15 protein-coding genes are annotated in these 20,445 nt (G+C 62.9%); 9 read left to right on the top strand and 6 right to left on the bottom strand.

The genetic code is table 11. From position 1 onward, the window contains the following. Positions 1-57: 57 nt before the first annotated feature. A complete protein-coding gene (locus tag OXH56_11275) occupies positions 58-3,624 on the top strand; it encodes an FG-GAP-like repeat-containing protein (GenBank protein MCY3555886.1) in 3,567 nt (1,188 codons plus the stop codon). A gap of 69 nt (positions 3,625-3,693) precedes the next feature. Here the strand turns inward: OXH56_11275 and OXH56_11270 are convergent, their stop codons facing one another. Continuing rightward, positions 3,694-4,719: an alcohol dehydrogenase catalytic domain-containing protein gene (locus OXH56_11270; protein ID MCY3555885.1), complete on the bottom strand. Its 1,026-nt coding sequence runs from the start codon at positions 4,717-4,719 to the stop codon at positions 3,694-3,696. 72 nt (positions 4,720-4,791) lie between these two features. Beyond that, positions 4,792-6,183 carry an EF-P lysine aminoacylase EpmA gene (epmA, locus tag OXH56_11265; GenBank protein ID MCY3555884.1) on the bottom strand — a complete coding sequence of 464 codons (1,392 nt, stop codon included), beginning with the start codon at positions 6,181-6,183 and terminating at the stop codon, positions 4,792-4,794. Between the two features lie 207 nt (positions 6,184-6,390). Here epmA and OXH56_11260 point away from each other — a divergent pair, with 207 nt between their 5' ends. The 6 genes from OXH56_11260 (at position 6,391) to OXH56_11235 (ending at position 12,913) form a co-directional block, all read left to right on the top strand. Next, complete coding sequence (locus OXH56_11260; GenBank protein MCY3555883.1) at positions 6,391-7,533, top strand: sorbosone dehydrogenase family protein; 1,143 nt, start codon at positions 6,391-6,393, stop codon at positions 7,531-7,533. Positions 7,534-7,555: 22 nt separating this feature from the next. Then, entirely contained in the window at positions 7,556-9,364 is a 1,809-nt protein-coding gene (gene mutL / locus OXH56_11255; GenBank protein ID MCY3555882.1) for a DNA mismatch repair endonuclease MutL, read from the top strand. A 319-nt stretch (positions 9,365-9,683) separates the two neighbouring features. Then, on the top strand, positions 9,684-10,550 hold the full coding sequence (locus OXH56_11250) for an alpha/beta fold hydrolase (GenBank protein MCY3555881.1): 867 nt from the start codon (positions 9,684-9,686) through the stop codon (positions 10,548-10,550). A gap of 205 nt (positions 10,551-10,755) precedes the next feature. After that, entirely contained in the window at positions 10,756-11,196 is a 441-nt protein-coding gene (locus OXH56_11245; GenBank protein MCY3555880.1) for an ATP-binding protein, read from the top strand. A 9-nt stretch (positions 11,197-11,205) separates the two neighbouring features. Next, positions 11,206-12,246: an aminotransferase class I/II-fold pyridoxal phosphate-dependent enzyme gene (locus OXH56_11240; protein ID MCY3555879.1), complete on the top strand. Its 1,041-nt coding sequence runs from the start codon at positions 11,206-11,208 to the stop codon at positions 12,244-12,246. Between the two features lie 34 nt (positions 12,247-12,280). After that, positions 12,281-12,913 (top strand): L-threonylcarbamoyladenylate synthase, encoded by a 633-nt coding sequence (locus OXH56_11235; GenBank protein MCY3555878.1) that lies wholly within the window; start codon positions 12,281-12,283, stop codon positions 12,911-12,913. Positions 12,914-13,025: 112 nt separating this feature from the next. Here OXH56_11235 and OXH56_11230 read toward each other — a convergent pair whose 3' ends face one another. The 3 genes from OXH56_11230 to OXH56_11220 all read right to left on the bottom strand — a co-directional run bounded on the left by OXH56_11230 (position 13,026) and on the right by OXH56_11220 (position 17,509). Continuing rightward, a complete protein-coding gene (locus OXH56_11230; GenBank protein MCY3555877.1) occupies positions 13,026-14,123 on the bottom strand; it encodes an outer membrane beta-barrel protein in 1,098 nt (365 codons plus the stop codon). A gap of 60 nt (positions 14,124-14,183) precedes the next feature. Next, on the bottom strand, positions 14,184-15,278 hold the full coding sequence (locus OXH56_11225; GenBank protein ID MCY3555876.1) for an outer membrane beta-barrel protein: 1,095 nt from the start codon (positions 15,276-15,278) through the stop codon (positions 14,184-14,186). A gap of 128 nt (positions 15,279-15,406) precedes the next feature. Beyond that, positions 15,407-17,509 (bottom strand): chloride channel protein, encoded by a 2,103-nt coding sequence (locus OXH56_11220; GenBank protein ID MCY3555875.1) that lies wholly within the window; start codon positions 17,507-17,509, stop codon positions 15,407-15,409. Between the two features lie 106 nt (positions 17,510-17,615). On the opposite strand from OXH56_11220, the gene OXH56_11215 reads away from it, so the two are divergent. Continuing rightward, positions 17,616-18,761 carry a ferritin-like domain-containing protein gene (locus OXH56_11215; protein MCY3555874.1) on the top strand — a complete coding sequence of 382 codons (1,146 nt, stop codon included), beginning with the start codon at positions 17,616-17,618 and terminating at the stop codon, positions 18,759-18,761. Positions 18,762-18,807: 46 nt separating this feature from the next. Beyond that, positions 18,808-19,176 carry a cupin domain-containing protein gene (locus OXH56_11210; GenBank protein MCY3555873.1) on the top strand — a complete coding sequence of 123 codons (369 nt, stop codon included), beginning with the start codon at positions 18,808-18,810 and terminating at the stop codon, positions 19,174-19,176. 118 nt (positions 19,177-19,294) lie between these two features. On the opposite strand, the gene OXH56_11205 is transcribed toward OXH56_11210, so the two are convergent. Continuing rightward, positions 19,295-20,248 (bottom strand): fatty acid desaturase, encoded by a 954-nt coding sequence (locus OXH56_11205; GenBank protein MCY3555872.1) that lies wholly within the window; start codon positions 20,246-20,248, stop codon positions 19,295-19,297. Positions 20,249-20,445 lie beyond the last annotated feature (197 nt).

Genomic DNA, 20,445 nt, shown 5'->3' with positions numbered 1-20,445 from the left:
CTTTCCAATACGAGGTGACGCTCAATGCGGATGGTAAACGGCGTTACGGGAATGTCGATGACCGCGTGGATAACGATGGCCGCGTGCCTGCTCGCGGGCTGTGGTGAGTCCGCCCCTTCCCGCGAAGTGTGGGAGGAAGCCCTTTCCGCGAAGCACACCGGGCTGGCCTACCTGTATCGGAATGACCTGGAAGGCGCGGCGGGTTCCTTCGAGTCGGTAGCCCGGCTGGTGCCTCGCGAGCCGCTCGGTCACGCGAACCGGGCCCTGGCGCTGTTGAAACTTCGAGACTACGAGCAGGCCGCCGCCTCCGTCGACCGGGCCGTGGATCTTGCCCCGGAAGACGGTGAAGTCCTTTCCATCAAATCCGACATCGTGGCGGCGCGGGGAGATCGCGAAGCCGCCCTGGGCCTGCTGGCCCATGCCGTTGGCCTCAACGCGTCCGACGTGGTGCTCCGGTACAAGTACCTCACCGAGTTGAGAAGGTTGCGGGGTCCGGATCTCCAGGAGGAGGATGCCCTGGAAGAGCTGCAGGCCATGCTCGAATACGAACCGGAAAACCTGGCCGTGCTCGTTGAATTGAACGCCACCCTGGTCCGGCTGGGGCGGTCGCAGGAAGCATCGGCCGGGTACCGGCGGATGTCCGGGTTGCTCGAACCCGTTCCAGAAGACATTCAAACCTGGTTGGACCGGACGTTAGATGCATTGGATCGCGGGGATGGAGCGGAAGCCGAATCCAGCGCGGGCATCCTGGGCAACCTGCTGGTGGTGGACCCGGCCTACCGGGCCTCGCGGGACCGCCTGGGGGATCCTTCGCAGCAGTCGCCCCCGCTCTACGATTTCCGGACGGCGCCGCCCAACCTGGCGGTAGTGGCCGCGGATTCCCTCGTTGATATACAGTTCGTGGATGCGGGCGACGTATGGATTGATAGTATCCTGCCTGAAGAGGAGCAATGGACGGACCTGGCACTGGCGGACGTTGACGGGGACGGGCGGCTGGACCTGGCACTGGCGGGTCGGCAAGGGCTGTTCGTACTGCGCAGCCCCCTGGACAGCCGGGAGACCGTTTCGAGTCCATGGTCGGGTCGGGAGGAATCGATACCGGCACAGGGAGACGCGGTTTTTCAACTGGCCACGGGAGACTTCGACAATGACGGCGATATGGACATGCTGGTAGCCGGCACACCGTCACCCCAGTTGTACCGCAACGATGGGGATGGGACATTCGGCCTGGCACAGACCCTGGACCCCGGGGAGAATCCGGAGTCCTTCACCTCCGCCTCCCGGGCGGATTTCGACCACGACGGGGACCTGGATATCCTGGAATCCAATATGGGCTCACTTCGGTTCTATCGACACACCGAGGACGGGGTTTTTGAAGAAGCTACATCCGCCACGGGTTTCCTCGAATCGGCGTCTGGCGCTCTCGGCCGGAACGCTGATGGTGTTTCCTCTGCTGGTGATTCCAGGTTGCGGTCCGGCCAGTCGCTGGCCTGGGGCGACTTCGACATGGACGGGGCCGTGGACGTAATCGCGTTGTTCGACGACGGCGCGCACCGGTACTACCGGAACCTGCGGCAGGGCAGGTGGGTGGACTGGACGGAACGTTTCCGCGGAATCCGGTGGGGCGGCGCGAAGACGGTCGCCGCGGCCGATTTAAATAACGACGGTGCACTGGATCTCTTCATGGCGGGGACTGCCGCCGACGGCTGCCGGCTGTTGTGGAACGACAACGGGCGCGGATTCGACGGGGAGGACACGCCCCCGGCGTTCGGCGACGCCTGTGACGGCCTCGATGTCGTTGTCGTCCGGCCCTTCGATTTCGACAATGACGGATTCATCGATCTCGCGCTCGCCGGCGCTTCGGTGCCGGACCTGTCGGGACTCAGGCTGGTCAGGAACCTGGGCAACGGTGCATTTGAAGAACGGGCCGACCTGCTACCCCGTCTGCCCGGGAACGTCGCTGACGTGGAGGTCGGCGACCTGGACGACGACGGCGACTTGGATCTCGCAGTGCTTTCCGATGGCCGTCCCCTGGTGCTGCGGAACGACGGCGGCAACGCGAACGGCTGGCTCAAGGTACAGCTCGCCGCGGCCCTGGAAGGAAGCGGGAAGAACAATTTCTATGGCATAGGATCGACCATAGAGGTAAACGCCGGGTCGCATTACCAGTCTCTGCGGGTCGACGCGGCCGTCACCCACGTCGGTCTCGGTAGCCGGGATACGGCCGACGTGATCCGGGTCGTCTGGAGCAACGGCGTCCCCCAGAACCGGATCGATCCGGAATCCCGGACGCTCGTCGTCGAACCGCAGCGGCTCAAGGGATCGTGCCCGTCGCTGTACACCTGGAACGGCGACCGGTATGTATTCGTCACCCACCTGATGACCCGGAGCGCCATCGGCGCCCTGACGGAAACCGGCGCGCCGGCCTGGCCGGACGCCGCGAACGACTATGTGAAAATCCGGGGCGACCAGTTGCGGATGCGAAACGGGAAGTTCGAGGTCCGGGTCGTGGAGGAACTGTGGGACGCCGTGTACATGGACAAAATGGAATTGCTGGTCGTCGACCACCCGGCGGAGACGGATATCTTCGTGGATGAGAAGTACCTCCCGCCGCCCTACCCGGATCTCGAAATCCATACGGTGACGGACCCGCGCCTGCCCGTAGCGGCCCGCGACCACCGCGGCAACGACATCCTGCCCGCCCTCGCCGCCCGGGACAGCCTGTACGTTGGTGACTACCGACTCGGCGACTTCCAGGGCGTTCCCGAAGTGCATTCCATCACGATGGACCTTGGCGACCTGAAAGGTGCGGACCGGATCCACCTGTACCTGTGCGGCTGGATCATGCCGATCGAGCCCAGTTCCAACCTGGCCCTGTCTCAGCGCAGCGACGCCGCCGTGGTCCCTCCGTACCTGGAAGTGCCGGACGGTGAGGGGCAGTGGAGGACCGTGATACCGTACACCGGCTTTCCATCGGGAGAACACAAGACCGTTTTCATCGATGTGACGGACCGTTTTCCCGCCGAAGACTACCGGGTCAGGCTGACCACGAACCTGGAGTTGTACTGGAGCGAGGCCTTTTTCACCGTCGACGAACCCAAGCGGGTCGAAAACCGCATCACCCGGCTGTCGCCCGATACCGCGGATCTGCACTACCGCGGCTACTCGCGGGAGTACCGGACCGCGCTATATGGCCCGTTTATCCGGGACTACCAGGTGCTGAGCGGCGAACCCCAGTGGTTGCCCTTCGCGGGATACCGGACGCGGTACGGCGACGTGACGCCCCTGCTACGGGCATCCGACAACCGTTATGTCATCTACAGTTCGGGCGAGGAAATCAAGGTGACCTTCGATGCGGCCGACCTGCCTGAACCGCCGCCTGGCTGGACGAGGGACTTTATCCTGCACACCGACGGCTGGTTGAAGGAGGGCGATCTGAACACGGCGACGGCCGCCACGATCGAACCGCTGCCCTTCCACGGGATGGCCGGCTACCCTTACGGTCCGGCATCCCTTTATCCGGACGATACCGGCCTTCGCGCGTACCGAAGTGCATACAACACGCGCTGGGTCTCCCAGGAGCGCTTCAGAAATGCCCTGCGGCTGCACGGTCCGGACCGCTGATCCTTATTCCGGCCGCGGGGTCACGGAACGTTGCCCCTTCCTCCGTCGCAGGGCGCAAGGCGGCTCGCTTCAGGAACCCGGCACCAGCGCCACCTTGATCAGGTCGCCGGGGTCGTCCACCAGTTTCGTAAAAATCCCGGGTCCCTGCTCCAGGTCCCTTTCGACGACCATGGAGGCGACGTCGATCCTTCCCGTGGAGATGAGTTCGAGGGAATAGGCGAAGTCCACGCTCGTGTAGGCATAGGAACCGCGCACGACCAGTTCCCTGTTCACCATGGCTACGCCGTCGATGGCCATGGGCGCTTCGGCGCCGAGGCCCAGCAGCACGGCCTCGCCGCCCTGCCGCAGCATCCGCACGGCCTGTTCCTGCGTCGCCGTGTGGCCCACCGCTTCGACCGCCAGATCCACCCCCTGGCCGTCCGTCATGTCGAACACGGCTTCCACGGGGTCGTCCGCATGGACGTCGATGGCGTGGGTCGCGCCCATCGAAGTGGCCAGCGCCAGGCGCGAGGGCACCCTGTCCGTCACCGCGATGCGGGTCGCCCCGATGTGCCGGGCCACCTGCAGGGCGAGGAGCCCCTGGGTGCCCGCGCCGATGACGGCCACGCTCCGGATGAACCCGTGCAGGCTTCGGTCGAAGATATGCAGTGCGTTCGAGAGGGATTCGACCATGCTGCCCTCGAGGTCGCCCACATGGTCCGGCAGCCTGAAGCAGGACGCCGCTGGCACGGAAACGTAGTTGGCGAAGGCTCCGGGATGCTCGATGCCGATGACCGTTCGATGGGGGCAGATACTGGTGCGTCCCCGGAGGCACTCGTCGCACCGGCCGCAGGAGAGGATCGGGTTGATCGTGACCCGGTCGCCGACGGACAACCCTTCCGCGCCACGGTCCAGGTCCACCACCTCGCCGGTGAATTCGTGTCCCATGATCAGCGGCGGGACCCGCTTTGCGCTCTTGCCCAGAAAGCCGTGCAGGTCCGAACCGCATATGCTCGCCGCGCCGACCTTCAGCACGGCGTGGCCGGGCGTGACCGTGGGCTCTTCAACCTCCTGCATTTCCATCTGGCGCGTTCCCAGATACATCAGTGCCTGCATGCCTTCCTCCTTGAGTACGGCCGGCAACTTTCATAACGCACGGCCGGTGTGTTTCAGATCCCCCGGCATCGGTCAGTAGTTCCTGAACATGATCACGGGATCGATCGTATCGACGTCGGCGAACAACATCGCCAGCCGGTCCAGTCCGAGGGCGATGCCGCCCGAAGGAGGCATCCCGTATTCGAGCGCCGCCAGCAGCGCTTCGTCCACCCCGCCGTCGTAGCGGTCCGGTCCTTTCTTCGATCGCTTGATTTCCAGTTCCGCCTCGAAACGGGCACGCTGTTCCACCGGATCGTTCAGCTCCGTGAAGGCATTGGCCAGCTCCAGCCCGCCCATATACAGTTCGAATCGTTCCACGTACCTGGGGTTGCCGGGAACGCGGCGCGCCAGCGACGGCAGCCGGGCGGGATACTCGGTAAGAAAGACCGGCCGGTCCGAGGGCAGCGCGGGTTCCACGGCCGTCAGGAAAACGCGGTGGAACAGGTCGTCCCAGTCATCGTCTTCCCGAACCTCGTAACCGATGGACCGGGCCGCGGACGCGAACGCCTCCAGGTCGTCGCAGGCATCCAGGTCGATCCCCGACCGGTCCAGGAAGCAGTCTCGCACCCTGTACCTCGGCCAGGGAGGCCGGAGATCGATCGTGGAACCGCGGTAGGTCAGTCCGCCGGCATGGTTAAGCGTTTTAGCCAGCGAGGTCACATAATCTTCCGTAGTGGCCATGACCGTCTCGTAGTCGGCGTAGGCCTCGTACCACTCCAGTCCGGTGAATTCCGGATGGTGGGTGTCGAACCGTTCCCCGTTGCGGTAGAACCGGCAAATCTGGTAGATCCGTTCGCAGCCCGCCGCCAGCAGGCGTTTCATGTAGTGTTCTGGCGAGGTCTGCAGGTACAGGGTCCGCGTTCCGCCTTCGCTGTCCACGTATTCCGTTCGAAACGAACTCAGGGCCGGCGTCAGGTCCGGAACGGTCATGAAGGTCGGCGTATCCACGGCGATGAAACCGCGGGATTCGAAGTAGGCACGGGTCCCGGCCATGATACGCGCCCGGATACGCACGGCGCCGGTCGCTTCCGGTTCAGGCGCGCCGCCGGTCGCATCCGGTTCGGGCGCACCGCCGGTCGCATCCGGTTCGGGCGCGCCGCGCAGGCAGGGCGCCAGGAGTTTGAGACCGGTAACGGTGTATACGTCGCTCTCCCATGTACCCGCGCATTCCACGAGGTCGCCGGCGCGGACCCGGCGGAGCATGCAGGACAAGGCCGGATCGTCCAGGACGAGGTCGACGGTACCCGTCCAGTCCTCGAGCGCGCCGCTCCCGGTCCGTGTATCCAGCTGGACCAGCCGGCCTGCGATAACGGTTGCGTTTCCGGCGATTCCGGATTCCCGCGCCCGCCGCACCGTGTGCGTCCGGCCGGTCCGGGCGGGATACGCTTGAATACCCTGGCTGTGGAGGCGTTCGATACGCGACATGGCCGGCCTTCCAGTGGATTCCTTCAGGCAAACTCGTGGTAAACATTAACGGTCGATTTCATCAAAAGCAAGCATCAGTTTGTCCTTGATCTGCCTCCCCCGGATCATTACCATGGAAGGAACCGTAACGTACTTCAGGACCCTGGCGCGCTCGGCGCGTCTCCGGCCGAAATTCACGCCCGCAACGATCACCGCCGGCCCGATTCAATGACCGCGATCCGCATTTGGACACCACGTCTGTTCCTACTGGGCTTCCTGCTGGGCGCCGCATGCGGGACGACACCCGCGCCCGGTGGCGAATCCTCTGAATCCGATCCCGTCCTGTCCCGAATCCAGTTGCCGGAAGGCTTCAGGATTTCCGTTTACGCCAGCGGCGTCCGCAATGCGCGGGCCATGGCGATGGGCCCCGGCGGCACCCTCTTCGTGGGTTCCCGGCGCGCCGGGAACGTGTACGCCGTCAGGGACTTGAACGGAGATTTCGTCGCCGACGAGGTGCTGACCCTCGACAGCGGGCTCAAGATGCCGAGTGGCATCGCTTTTCGCGAAGGAGCACTCTACGTCGCCGATATCAACGTGGTGCTCCGGTACGACGACATCGAAAACAGGCTCTACGATCCCCCCGATCCCGTTGTGGTCAGCCGGGGCTTCCCGACCGACCGCCATCACGGCTGGAAGTTCATCCGGTTCGGCCCCGACGGCAAGCTCTACGTTCCCGTGGGGGCACCGTGCAACGTCTGCGAACGCGCCGATCCGCGTTACGCGACCATCATGCGCATGAACCCGGACGGAACGGACCTGGAAGTCTACGCGAGCGGTGTACGCAATACCGTGGGCTTCGACTGGCACCCGGACACGGGCGAACTGTGGTTCTCCGACAACGGGCGGGACCTCATGGGCAACGACATCCCGCCGGACGAATTGAACCGCGTGACCGAAGCAGGGCAGCATTTCGGCTTCCCCTATCACCACGGCACGGATATACCGGATCCCGAATTCGGCGGCAGGCGTCCGCTGGACTCCCTGGTGCCCCCCGTGCAGGACCTCGGTCCGCACGTGGCCGCGGTGGGCATGCGGTTCTACACCGGCGACATGTTCCCGCCCGAGTACCGTCACCAGGTATTGATCGCGGAACACGGGTCCTGGAACCGGGACAATCGGATCGGGTACCGGGTCACCCTGGTGCGCCTGGACGGCAACGAGGCCGTGAGTTACGAGGATTTCGCCGCGGGCTGGCTCGTGGACGAGGAGTACTCCGGGCGACCGGCCGACGTGGAGGTCATGCCGGACGAGTCCCTGCTCGTTTCTGATGATTACGCCGGGGTGATCTACCGGATCACGTACGGCGAATAAACGTTGGTAACTCCGGTGACGAATGGCTGATCAGATCAAGGTGTTGCCCGAGAAGCTGGCGAACATGATCGCCGCGGGCGAGGTGATCGAACGCCCCGCCTCGGTCGTGAAGGAACTGGCCGAGAACGCGATCGACGCCGGTGGCAAGCGCATTTCCGTGGAGATCAAGGCGGGCGGAAAGCAGCTCATCCGCGTCATGGACGACGGCGCAGGCATGTCCCGGGAGGACGCGGTACTGGCCTTCGAGCGGCATGCGACCAGCAAGATCACCGGCGAAGACGACCTCTACCGCATCGGTACCTTCGGCTTTCGGGGCGAAGCGCTGGCCAGCATCGCCTCCGTGGCCCGGGTAGACCTGACGACGAATACGAAAGGCGAAGCGGCCGGGACCCGCGTCCGCATCGACGGGGGTTCGGCGCCGAAAGTTACGGACGCCGGCCGGGCAGCGGGTACGACGATCGCCGTATCGCAGCTGTTCTACAACGTGCCCGCCCGCCGGAAGTTCCTGAGGACGACGGGTACGGAGACGCGCCATGTCGTTTCCGTGGTTTCCGCCATCGCCATGGCCTATCCCGGGATCGCGATCACGCTGACGGTCGACGGCCGGGATACCCTGTCCCTGCCCGCCGTGTCCAACACCTATACCCGCGCGCAGGCCGTCATGGGCAACACGCTCATGAACCAGATGATCCCGGTCACGTTCGACGACGATCTCGTCAAGATACACGGGTTCATCAGCCGGCCCGACGCCGCCAGGGTTTCCCGCACCCACCAGCATCTGTACATCAACCTCAGACCGGTATCCAGCCGCGCCCTGAACCGCGCCGTGTTCGAAGGGTATGGTTCGATTCTACCCAAAGAACGGTTTCCCGTATCCATCGTTTTCCTGAACATCGATCTCGACCAGGTGGACGTCAATGTCCATCCCGCAAAGCGAGAGGTCCGGTTCTCCGACGAGTCCGGGGTATATGAGCGGCTCCTGCGGGCCGTTCGGCTGTCGTTACAGAACTCGGACGTGGTGCCCGTTTTCGAAACGGACACGCCGGACATCACCGGAATGACGCCGGCCGCGGCGTCCGGCGGCGCGCATATGCCCGACCACGATCCGGGCACGGCGCGCAGAACCCAGATAGACCTGTTCGGTCCCGTGCGCGGAAACGGCGGCGATCCTTCGGGCGAGTGGACCTACACCCCGGCCGGCACGGATCGCGGGGAACGCGACGAAGGGGGACAGGGAACGGTCAGGGAGCACAGCGACGCGGAAATGGTGTCGCTATGGCAACTGCACAACGCCTACATACTGGCCCAGGTCAAAGGCGGTTTCATGCTCATCGATCAGCACGCCGCCCACGAACGCGTGCTTTTCGAACGGGCGCTGAAGACGATGGACCACGAATCCGCGCCCTCCCGGCAGTTGCTGTTTCCGGTTACCCTCGATCTCATGGTGCCGCAGATCGCGCTGGTCCGGGAACATTTCGATCACTTCGCCCGGCTGGGGTTCAATGTGAAACTATTCGGCGAGCAGACCGTGGTCGTCGACGCCGTACCCTGCATGGCAAGCAGCCAGGAAGTAGACACATTGTTTCACCGGATGATTGAAAACCTGCAGGAGATGCCGGAAAAGAACCTCAAAACGGAAGAACGTATCGCCCTTACTTTCTCCGGCCATGCCGGTATCAGGAAGGGCGACCCGTTGTCCCAGCAGGAGATGAACGGACTCGTCAACGATCTGTTCGCCACGGAAATGCCCTATGTAACGCCCCGCGGGCGACCCACCGTGGTCCGCATGCCACTCGAAGAGATCGAACGCAGATTCAACAGGTCCTCGTAAGTCTCTTAAGGTCATTAAGTTACATACCCCCAAATCCAGTCATCTGACTCGATACTTTGCCCCGTCCCGATGATCTCCGGCGAGCAGGAAGTCGTTCCGGCCATGTGATATCTTGTGCCGGTGTAGCTTGCATGCCTGCATAAAGGCATTCCATACGGTTCAGACGAGATTCCATATGCATTCAAAATCCTATTGTTTTAAAAGAAATGTTAAATTATGGTATATTTTCGCTATACCGAATACTGTACAAGTAAAAGGTCACGATTGCACGTGGAACGTAACCCGACGCGAGTTGTCTTGTGAAAACTTGAAGGTCAGTTTGAACGTCGAGGGAGTGTACGCCATAAGTCTTCCGATCATCCTCGCCCACGGCATCGTGCCCTTCGACGCGCTTTACCGGCCGCTCCTCCAGGCGGGGCTGCGCCGACTCCTTCGCCAGCCCGACAAGTACGACTACTTCAGCGGGATCGCCGGTCATCTCGAAAACCACGGTTACACCGTCTTCGCCCCCCGCGTACCCTTCGCAGCCCAGGTACATAAGCGCGCGCTGGCCCTGAAACGCCGCATCGAAGTCATCCTCGAAAGCACCGGAGCTGACCGGGTTCACATCATCGCCCACAGTATGGGTGGTCTCGACGCCCGCCACATGATCGTTGATTTCGACATGGCCGATCACGTCGCAACGCTGACGACCATTGGCACGCCGCACTGCGGGACTTGCTTCGCAGACTTCGGTCTTGCCAAAGTGAACTGGCTGATCGGCTTCACCAGCCTCTTCGGCCTTAATCTCGAGGGCTTCCGCGATCTCAGTACCGAGGCTGCCGCAGCCTTCAACGAGCGTGCGCTGAACGCCGAAGCGCAAAACCACGTCAGGTATGCCACCTATGCCGCCCACCAAAGGCATGGGCGGATATTCACCCCGCTGAAGCTGCCCTGGAAATACATCGCCAGACGCGAAGGAGACAACGATGGGCTGGTGTCTGTGACCTCGGCCGCGTGGACGGACCGACTGGGTTCGAAAACAGTACGCCAGGAAGCCTTTCCCGTCCCCGCCGACCACCTCAACGAACTGGCCTGGTGGGAGCCGTGCGAATTGCGCGCTCCCCGGCAGGCGCGAAGGCCCTTCAAGAACAAAATACGCGACGCCTACCTCAAGATGGTTCGTGACGCCGAGCGGGAAGATTGATCCGTCTTGAATGGATGTCGTCCTTGCGCCGTATCCCATCCCCTTCACTTGACACGGCTTGACACGACACTACCCACCTCATACCTTGATTGAGTTCGAAAGGTAGATACCGTGTATCCTGGATCGTGCGGATTGTACGCATCGTTCCGGCAGGATCCGGGCCGTACGCAGGCCGTTCGTGCGGTGGAATCATGGAGTTTCTTGCATGGGCGAAACTCGACAGGACGGGGCGGATAGCGGCGTGACGCTGGAACTGACGATCCCGAGCAATCCCGATCTGACCGCGGAGGTGGACCGCCGCATTGAGGAGTTGACTGCGCAGACCGGCTTCGACCAGGGAACGCGGGGCGACATCATGATCGCCGTGAACGAAGCGGTCAAGAACGCGATACTCCATGGAAACCGGTGCGACGAGTCCAAGCAGGTCATTATCTCCTGCAAATGCAGTTCGACGTTGTTCCGTATACACATATGCGACTGTGGCGGTGGTTTCGATCCCGACGGCCTTCCGGACCCGCGTAACCCGGACAACCTGCTCAAGGAGAATGGCCGGGGCATACTGATGATCAAGGCCCTTATGGACGAAGTCGAGTTCGATATCACGGAGCACGGCACGAGCGTGACCCTGATCAAGTACGGCCACTGAGGAGCGTCCATGCAAATCGTCGAACTTCGCAGCGACACCATGACTCGGCCGACGCCAGCCATGCGCCGCGCCATGGCGAACGCCGAGGTCGGCGACGACTGTTTCGGCGAAGACCCATCGGTCAACCGGCTGGAAGAAGCCATGGCCGCACTGCTCGGAAAGGAGGCTGGGCTCTTCGTCACGAGCGGCACGCAGGGCAACCAACTCGCCGTCCGGTCGCAGACCCATCACGGCAACGATGTCATCGCGGAAAAGTACTGCCACATGTTCAACGCGGAAGCCGGTGCACTCGGCGCACTGTCGGGCGTGCAGGTCCGCCTGCTGACGGGAGAACGGGGTGTATTCACGCCGGCGCAGATGGAGGAAGTGATCCAGCGGGGCGACAACGTGCACTACGGCAGGACAGCGCTGGTCGCCGTGGAGAACACCCACAACAAGTCCGGCGGATATCCGTGGCCCGTGGAGGCGCTGTCCCGGGTAGGAGAATGCGGAAGGTCAAACAACCTGCGCGTCCACATGGACGGCGCCAGGCTGTTCAACGCCTGCGCGGCGACGGGCCTGACCGCACAGACCTACACGCAGCATGTCGATTCCGTATCCGTGTGCCTGTCCAAGGGCCTGGGCGCGCCGGTCGGCAGCGTGCTGGCGGGCGACCAGGCCACGATCGACGCGGCGCGCTACTACCGGAAGATGCTGGGAGGCGGAATGCGCCAGGCGGGCGTCCTGGCGGCGGCCGGTCTATACGCCATGGAACACAACATCTCCCGGCTGTCCGAGGACCACGGCCATGCCACCCGGCTGGCGGAGGCGCTCGCCGACCTGGAGAACGTCGAGATCGACCTGGACGAGATCCACAGTAACATGATCTTCTTCAGCCTGCGGAACGGCCTCGACCCCTTCGAAGCCGTCGATCGCCTGTCTGTGGAAGGCGTGCGGATGCTCGCCATGAAACCCGGCATCATCCGCGCCGTTACGCACCTGGACGTAAGCGGCGAACAGATCGATCTGGCCATCGAAGTCTGCAGGAAAGTGCTGACCCGCGTTTCCTGACCAGCGATTCCCGACCAGCGATTCCCGACCCGCCATGGCCGCTATCCTCCAACTCCATCCCGAACATCCCCAGAAACGGCATGTCGACCGGGTCGTCGAAGCCCTGCATCGGGGTGGCGTGATCGTGTATCCGACCGACACGGTCTACGGACTGGGCTGCGATATCTTCAACCGCAAGGCCATCAACCGGATCTACCAGATCAAGCAAGCTCCCGCCGGGAAGCCGCTCAGTTTCGTCTGTTCGGATCTGAAGGATCTCGCACGGTACGCGAAGAACATCTCCAACGCGGCCTACCGCATGATGAAGCGCCTGCTGCCCGGCCCCTACACCTTCATTCTGGAGGCCTCGAGAGACGTGCCGAAGTTCATGATCGGCAAGCGCCGGACGGTGGGTATCCGGGTGCCGGACAACCGGATATGCCTCGAAATCGTGCAGGCGCTCGGCCGGCCCGTGCTGAGTACCAGCATCGCGCCTTCCGGTATTGAGGCCTCAGCTAACGGAAGCGATATGAACGACGCCGATTCCATCGCGGCCCGGTACGGCAAGGTCGTGGACGTCATCGTGGACGGCGGCGTCATTGTTCCGGAGCCGTCCACGGTGGTCGATCTGACCGGCGAGGAGCCCGAGATCCTGCGGGCGAGTGCCGGCGAAGCCGATCTGTACTGAAGCGGTCCCGAGGAGTCGTCCCGTTCAGTCCGGGGCGGAGGTATCAAACCTTTCAGGTAGGGCGGACCGGACGGACCGGGCGGGACCAGGCGGACCAGGCGGATCGTCCGGATCAGAACGAATAGGTCATCTCGAAGGCGAAATTGACCATCGACTCCTCATCCTCACGTTCGCCGGAACCCTTATCGCGCTCATAGAAGGAGAAATCCCGGCGGAGTTCCATGAGGAACCCCAGGCCGTCGGTCAGCGCGAACGTCGGTGCTATGGTGAGGGCCTGACGGGTTATTGAAAAAACGTTCATTCTGCCCCCTCGTGTCGTAATGGTGGAGTAGGTGTTGAAATAGTCGTACCTGCCCGTTAACCCCATGACGTCGGTCAGACGGTAGTGCGCCATCACCAAGTAGCCGTTCCAGTTGAGTACTGTTTCAGACACAGCCAGTTCTTTTTTACCGTTGTTGTACTCCCCTCCGATGATGAATCTCGGGATCGGCGTCAGGGTCAGATCGATGTCGTATACGGTCAGATTGCTGACCAGTACGAAGTCCGAGCCGTATACCGGGTCCTCGTGGTCGCCGCGCATCGCCGAGAAGCCGATGCCGCCCATATCGTCATGGCTATATCCGAGTCTGCCGCCGATCATCTTGTTGGTATTGGTGTCGACGTTCTGGTCCCATCCGTTCGTAAGGTGAACCACCACGTCGAAACCTCCTCCCAAGTCCATGGACAGCATGGCGCCGGTCAGATTGGTGGGCAGTCCATTATTGAAGACCAGCGAGTGGGAATACTGGTACATGTCCGGGGCGTCCAGGAGTTCGAACCCGATGGGCGCGTTGAACTTACCGAAGGTCAGGGTCGGGTAGTTCCCCTCCCCGCGGCCCAGCCCGAGATCCAGGGTCACGTACCCCTGTTCGGCGTCGAGGGTGAACCCGCCCTCGCCGTCACTCACCCACTCCAGATCCGTGCGCAACGAGCCGATATCGCCCAGGTTCCTCGAGAGATCGATCTCCACCTGGTCGAGGCCGAATGAGTTTGCATCATCCGTACTGTTGTAGGTGTAGCTGGCGTCTACGAACCCCGAGATTTCGACCAGGCCGGAGATGGCGGTGCCACCGCCTTCCGTCTCCATGTCATCCCCGCCGTTTTCCTGCGCGGCGGCCGGGAAGGCGGCGAGCATCAGGACCGTCAGCAAGACGTGGAATCTGCGTAACACAAAGGTACCCATTTTCATGATCCCATGATGGGATGGCAAAACCTGCGGATCCGTTTCGACTCAGAACGAATAGGTCATCTCGAAGGCGAAATTGACCATCGACTTCTCTAATGTGCCGTCTTCCGGATCCCCGAAAATCTCATCGTCGGAGAAATCCCGGCGGAGTTCCATGAGGAACCCCAGGCCGTCGGTCAGCGCGAACGTCGGGGCGATGGTGAGGGCCTGGCGGGTTTCTTCCAGTCTGACCGGGTGGTCCTGCGCTCCGCTGCGACGCGCCGCAACCCGAAAACTCGGATAATTGCTTTCGACCTCTCTAGTGAAGTAGTCGTATCGTCCGGTAATCCCCATGACGTCGTTCACACTGAAGTGAGCCATGACCATGTAGCCGTTCCAGCTGGATTCCTGCTTGAGTGCCTCGTCCAGGTCCGTCCGGCCGTTGTTGAACTCCCCGCCTATGAGGAGTCCCGGCGTCGGCGTCAGGGTCAGGTCGATGTCGTAGACTGTCAGGTTTCCCGTGAAGCCCGATTCGTCGCCACGCATGGCTGAGAAGCCGATCCCGCCCATATCCTCGTGGCTGTAACCGAGTCTGCCACCGATCATCTTGTTGGTATTTTCGTCGACATTCCGGTCCCATCCGTTGGACAGGTGGACCAACACGTCGATACCGCCGCCCAGGTCCATGGACAGCATGGCGCCGGTGAGGTTGGTGGGCAGTCCCAGATCGAAGACCAGCGCGTGGGAGTACTGGTACATGTCCGGCGCGTCCAGAAGCTCGAACCCGATGGGCGCGTTGAACTTGCCGAACGTGAGCGTCGGATAGTTTCCCTCACTGCGGCCCAGGCCGAGATCCAGGGTCACGTACCCCTGCTCCGCGTCGAGGGTGAACCCGCCTTCGCCGTCGCTCACCCATTCCAGGTCCGCACGCAACGAGCCGATATCGCCCAGGTTCCTCGACAGATCGATCTCCACCTGATCGAGACCGAAGGTGTTCGCATCGTCAAGATTGGAGTAGGTGTAACTGGCGTCGACGAACCCCGAGATTTCGACCAGGCTGGAAACGGTCGAATCTCCATTCTCCTGGGCGGCGGCCGGGATCGCCGCGAGCATCAGGACCGTCAGCCAGGCGGGGAATCTGCGTAACAAAAAGGTACCCATTTTCGCGCTCCCATGATGTGATGTGGTATATAAGGAACCTCTTGATGTCAACGATTCATCGAGCTAATACGATCGATACAATACAGCCCACTAATATACTGTCTAACTAAACATTTGTCAAGTAGATATTACAGGTTAACGATACGTTCTATACAGTCGCGTTCTCCGGCGACGAGCAGGACGTCTTCCTCCCGGATCACATAGTCCGGTTCAGGGACGAAGTGCGCCTGGCCGTCCCGGTCGGATTGTTCTGCCTGGTTCGCCTGGCCGGCCCGGTGCTCCCGTTTCCTGATGAGCAGGATCTGAACCCCGTGCCGGCTGCGGATCTGAAGGCGCCGGATGCTACGGCCCGTGAACTGCCGGGGCGCGTTGATTTCGACCATGGCGTAGTCGTCCCCCAGCTGTACGACCCGTCCTTCGCTCAGCGTGTCGACCATGCTCCCGAATTCACCGGCCAGGTCCCGTCTGGCCGTCTCCCGGTTATAGGCGTCCATGACGTGCTCGCGGCTGATGACGCCGACCAGGCGGCCCGAGTCCGGATCGACGACGGGAAAGGCGTTCACCTGGTGCCTACCGAAGAGCAGCATGACCCGGTCCAGCGTGTCGCCGTCGGTGACCGTCGGCAGGTCGAACTGGGCGATGTCGTGGGCCACGACGACGCCTTCGAGATCCTCACCGTACGCGACGAGACTTCGGATGCGGTCGAATGTGACCGTGCCCTGGTAACGCTCCGCATCGTCCGTGATGTAAAACTCCGTGTCCGTACTCTCGGCCAGGCGGGACATCAGGTCGTCGAGCGGCGCCTGGGGCGGTATCGTCTCGAACGAGCCCGCCCGGGCCTGCCCCACGTTCAACGATCTGAGGATGTTCGTCTCCTCGCCCTTTTCCAGGTCCACGTTTCTCCTAAGGAGGCGCATTGTGTATACGGAAGGCTTGAGCAGGTAGGCGGACAGTGCCGTACTGACGATGACGGATATCGCCAGCGGCAGGATCAGTTCGTAGTTGCCGGTCATTTCGAAGATCATCAGTATCGACGTCATGGGGGTCCGGATGGTCGAAGAAACCAGTGCACCCATGGCCACCAGCGCGTATGCGCCCCCGGATGCGCTCGTTCCGGGCAGCAGGTGGTTGACCAGGGCGCCGTAAGCACCGCCCAGCATGCAACCGACGAACAGGGAGGGGGCAATCACGCCGCCCGAGGCGCCCGATCCCAGGGAAAAGGACGTGGCGGCGATTTTCATGAAGACCAGGATGAGCAGAAACTGCCACTCCAGTTCGGAGAACAGGACCCGGTCCATGGTATCGTATCCCACCCCGAGGATCTGGGGATAGAGCAGGGCCAGGGCGCCGACAAGCAGACCGCCGGTCATGGGCTTCAGGTAATCCGGAAGCGGCACCTTTCCGTAGAGGTCCTCCACGCCATATAACGCCCGGACGAAGAGGGTGCCCACGATAGCGGCCAGGATGCCCAGTATGGCGTACAGGGCGAATTCGAGCGGGTGGTTCACGCCGTGCGGGGGCACGATGATGGCCGGCTGGTTGCCCAGAAAATAGCGGGATATGGCGGTAGCCACCACCGAAGAGATCACGATGGGACTGAACCGGCTGAAGGAGAAATTTCCCAGGATGACTTCGAGGGCGAACAGCGCGCCGGCGATCGGCGTGTTGAAGGTCGCCGCGATGCCCGCGGCCGCGCCGCACCCCACGAAGGTCCGCATGCGATGGACGTTGACGTGCGACAGCCGGCCAAAGGTGGAGCCGATGGCGGCGCCGATCTGGGCGATGGGGCCTTCGCGGCCCACCGACAGCCCCGTGCCGATGCTGATGGCGGTAGCCAGCGAGGTCTCCACGGCGACCCGGGGTCTGATGCGTCCGCCGCGAAGGGCCACGGCTTCCATGACGTCCGGCAGCCCGCGGGCTTCCCGGGTGCTGAAGTAGATCAGGATGCCCACGATCAGGCCCCCGGCCGTGGGCACCGTGAGCACCGCCAGCGTGGTGAGCGAAACACGATCGGACAATCCACCGCCCCAGGCCACGGACTCGATGAACAGGATCAGTTCGCGGAATGCGATGGCGCCTCCCGCGCCCAGCACGCCGATCAGTACCGCGGCGCTGATCACGAAGACCTGGTCGGTCGTCCGCATGCGCTCGATATTGGCGTGCAGGCGCTGCCTGAAGCGCCTCGCCATCACGCGCCAGAGACGAAACACCCGGAGCCTCGACAGATTCATGATGCGCCTTTCTACCTTCATCTTGTCATCGAACGGCAAACCCAGTATCATACATATACTTGCCGAGAATCATTAAGTCAATTTTCGCTCGGGAACAGGCCTGAACATGTCCGAAAACTACAAGTCCGAAGACCCCGTGTCCGAAGACCCCGTGTCCGAAGACCCCGTGTCCGAAGAATCCAAGCCCGACGAGCACAAACCTTCCGACTTCGCTATTCCACTGCCCGATACGACCGATTGGGGCGAGCCCGACCGAGACATCCGCGTGAAACCCGCGGACGGCCGCGGCATCCTCATGCGGGACTGCCAGGTCGGCAGGGCGGGCGAAGTGCCGGAAGTGGCGCTCGACGGACACGGCCTGGCGCAGCGGGGTTCGGTCGTCGATCCCGGAACGCCCGATTTCGGATTCGCCATCCGGGAAAAGAAGCTGGTCTGGGCCGATAACATCGCGGATCTGTACGAGCAGGGCAAGGCGGGGCAGTGGGACGCCACGACGGACATCCCGTGGGATGACCTGCCCGTATTGCCGGACGACCTGGAGCAGGCGGTGTGCCAGGTCATGACCTTCCTCATCCAGAACGAATACCTGGCCATGTACCTGCCCGCCAAGTTCATGAACCGCATCGATCCCCAGTTCTCCGAAGTGGTCCTCTTCCTGGCCACGCAGGTCATGGACGAGGCGCGGCACGCGGAGGTGTTCACCAAGCGCGCCCTCGCCAACGGCGGCGGCCTGCAGTACGTCTCGGCCGCGACCGAATGGTCCCTGCGCAGCCTGCTGGCGCAGGACGATTACTCCAACGGTTCCTTTCTCATGCACGTCCTGGGCGAGGGGACCTTCATGGAACTCCTCATGTTCCTGGAGCAGGTCGCGCCTGACCCGGTGACCGCCCGTACCTTCAAGCTGGCGCGCCAGGACGAGGGCCGGCACGTCGGGTACGGCATATCCCATTTCGCCTACCACATCGAGCAGGACCCGTCGATAAAGGACGATCTGATGCGGGCGGCCGAGGAACGGACCCTGTTCCTTCAGCAGGCTTCCGGTTCCAGTCCCTTCGTGCTGAAAGCCATGATGACGCTGGCCGGCGGCGGCTCGCACCCGGAGCAACTGGCGCGGGGGCGGGACGCGGTGATGGGTCTCTACGAAGAGATGCACAGCAAGCGTGTGCGCGAACTGGTGGCCATCGGATTCGACCGCAAGGATGCCGAACGCATATCGGAACTGCACGGCAGCGGCGTGCGGAACTTCATGTAATCCGTTCACTACATCGTGAATAGCCCGTCTTTGGGAGAGGCTTGAAATGGGTGTCGTCCATAAGCACCAGGGACAGCAAGGCGCGAACGACTGGTCCGGCGTGGAGAAGCAGCCCTACAGCAAAGGTGGGGCGGTGGGCGGATCGGTGCGGGTGGTCATCGGTCCCGACGACGGGGCGAACAATTTCTCCGTCCGCTACTTCGAAATCGAACCGGGCGGACAGTCATCCTTCGACCGCCATCCCCACGACCACGGCATCTACATCCTCCGGGGGCGGGCGAAGGTGCTCATCGGGTGGGACGTGCACGACGTGGGTCCGGGCGACGTGGTATACATCGCCCCCAACGAACAGCACCAGTTCGAAAGCATCGGCGAGGAACCGCTCGGGTTCCTGTGCGTCGTGCCGCCGAAGTGAGCCCTCCGGACCTGGTGTCGGCTGACCCTCTGACGCCCAAAGGAGATTCCCCGGAACCGGCCGACGGCTAGCCACCAGTCACCCGCCCTTCGTGCCGGCCAGCCGCCCTTCGCGCCGGTCACCCGCCCTTCGCAGCGCTGTTCTTCATCCCATTTGCCATCAGGTGGAGTTGCGTATTCACGTATCCCGGCCGTACTTCCTCGAAGTGGGGGCCCATGATCCGGTGCAGATCGCCCAGGGCATGGAAGGGTACGGTAGGAATGGCGTGGTGTTCGGCGTGGTACGCGTTGTTCCAGTTCAGCCACCGGACCAGGGGGATGGTCAGCACGGTGCGCGTGTTGAGCAGGATATGGCGGATGCGGGGGCAGCCCGTGTGCTCGGACATGCGGATGAGACGCATGACGGGCTCGCCCAGGAACCGGGGCGCCAGCCAGTACAGGACCACGGCCATCGTGTCGAACCAGACCGAAACGGCCGCCAGCGCGCCGTAGGCCAGGACCATGCTCCAGGCCTCCATCACCACGTTGCCCCGTTCCCGCCGCGGCAGGAACTTCCGCTCGACCGCGTTGAACCGCCCGAAGAGCATCCGTACCAGGGCGGTCAGGTTGCTGTAGAAATAGGGAATCCCCGTCGCGTACCAGAGATAGCCTCCCAGGCTTTCCGCCATGGGGATCATCTCGGGGTCGTCCCCCGTGATCTGCGTGTGGGAATGATGGGCCAGGTGCTCGTAGCGGAAGTACGCGGGGATGAGAAACAGCCCGGTGCCGGTGATCCAGCCGACGATCCGGTTCATCGCCGCGCTTCTGAAGGCCGTGCCGTGGGAGCATTCATGGAAGGGCGCGAACCAGTGCACCACGACGGCGCCATGGGCTAGGAGGGCCGGCGCCAGCCACCAGGTGCCCAGGGAGAGCGACACCAGGAATCCGGTGAGCAAGGTGGCCGCCAGATGCCCGGTCAGGAAAACGAAGCCCGGCAGGTTGCGTCGACACAGCAGTTCGCTCAGCCGGTCCGGCGGAACGATATCGGTGGGTTTTACCGGGGCTGGTCCGGTTTTCAGATCGGGGGCAGACATAGGTCGACCAACGACTGATTAGGTGGACGGGAACGGGCTTGCGCCGTGAAGCCGGGCACAGACCGCGGGTCGAGGCGCCTATCCGGTGCGCGCCGCGCGGTCGTCGATCTCCACGATACCCCGTTCGAGATCGAAGCGGCGCGTCTTCTGCTTTTCCACGTCCCCCACGGTAACGCGGACGAAAAAGGCGCCGTCGG

Source organism: Gemmatimonadota bacterium, from assembly GCA_026702745.1.
Lineage (GTDB): Bacteria > JAAXHH01 > JAAXHH01 > JAAXHH01 > JAAXHH01 > JAAXHH01.
This window is presented reverse-complemented; position numbering and strand designations above follow the sequence as displayed.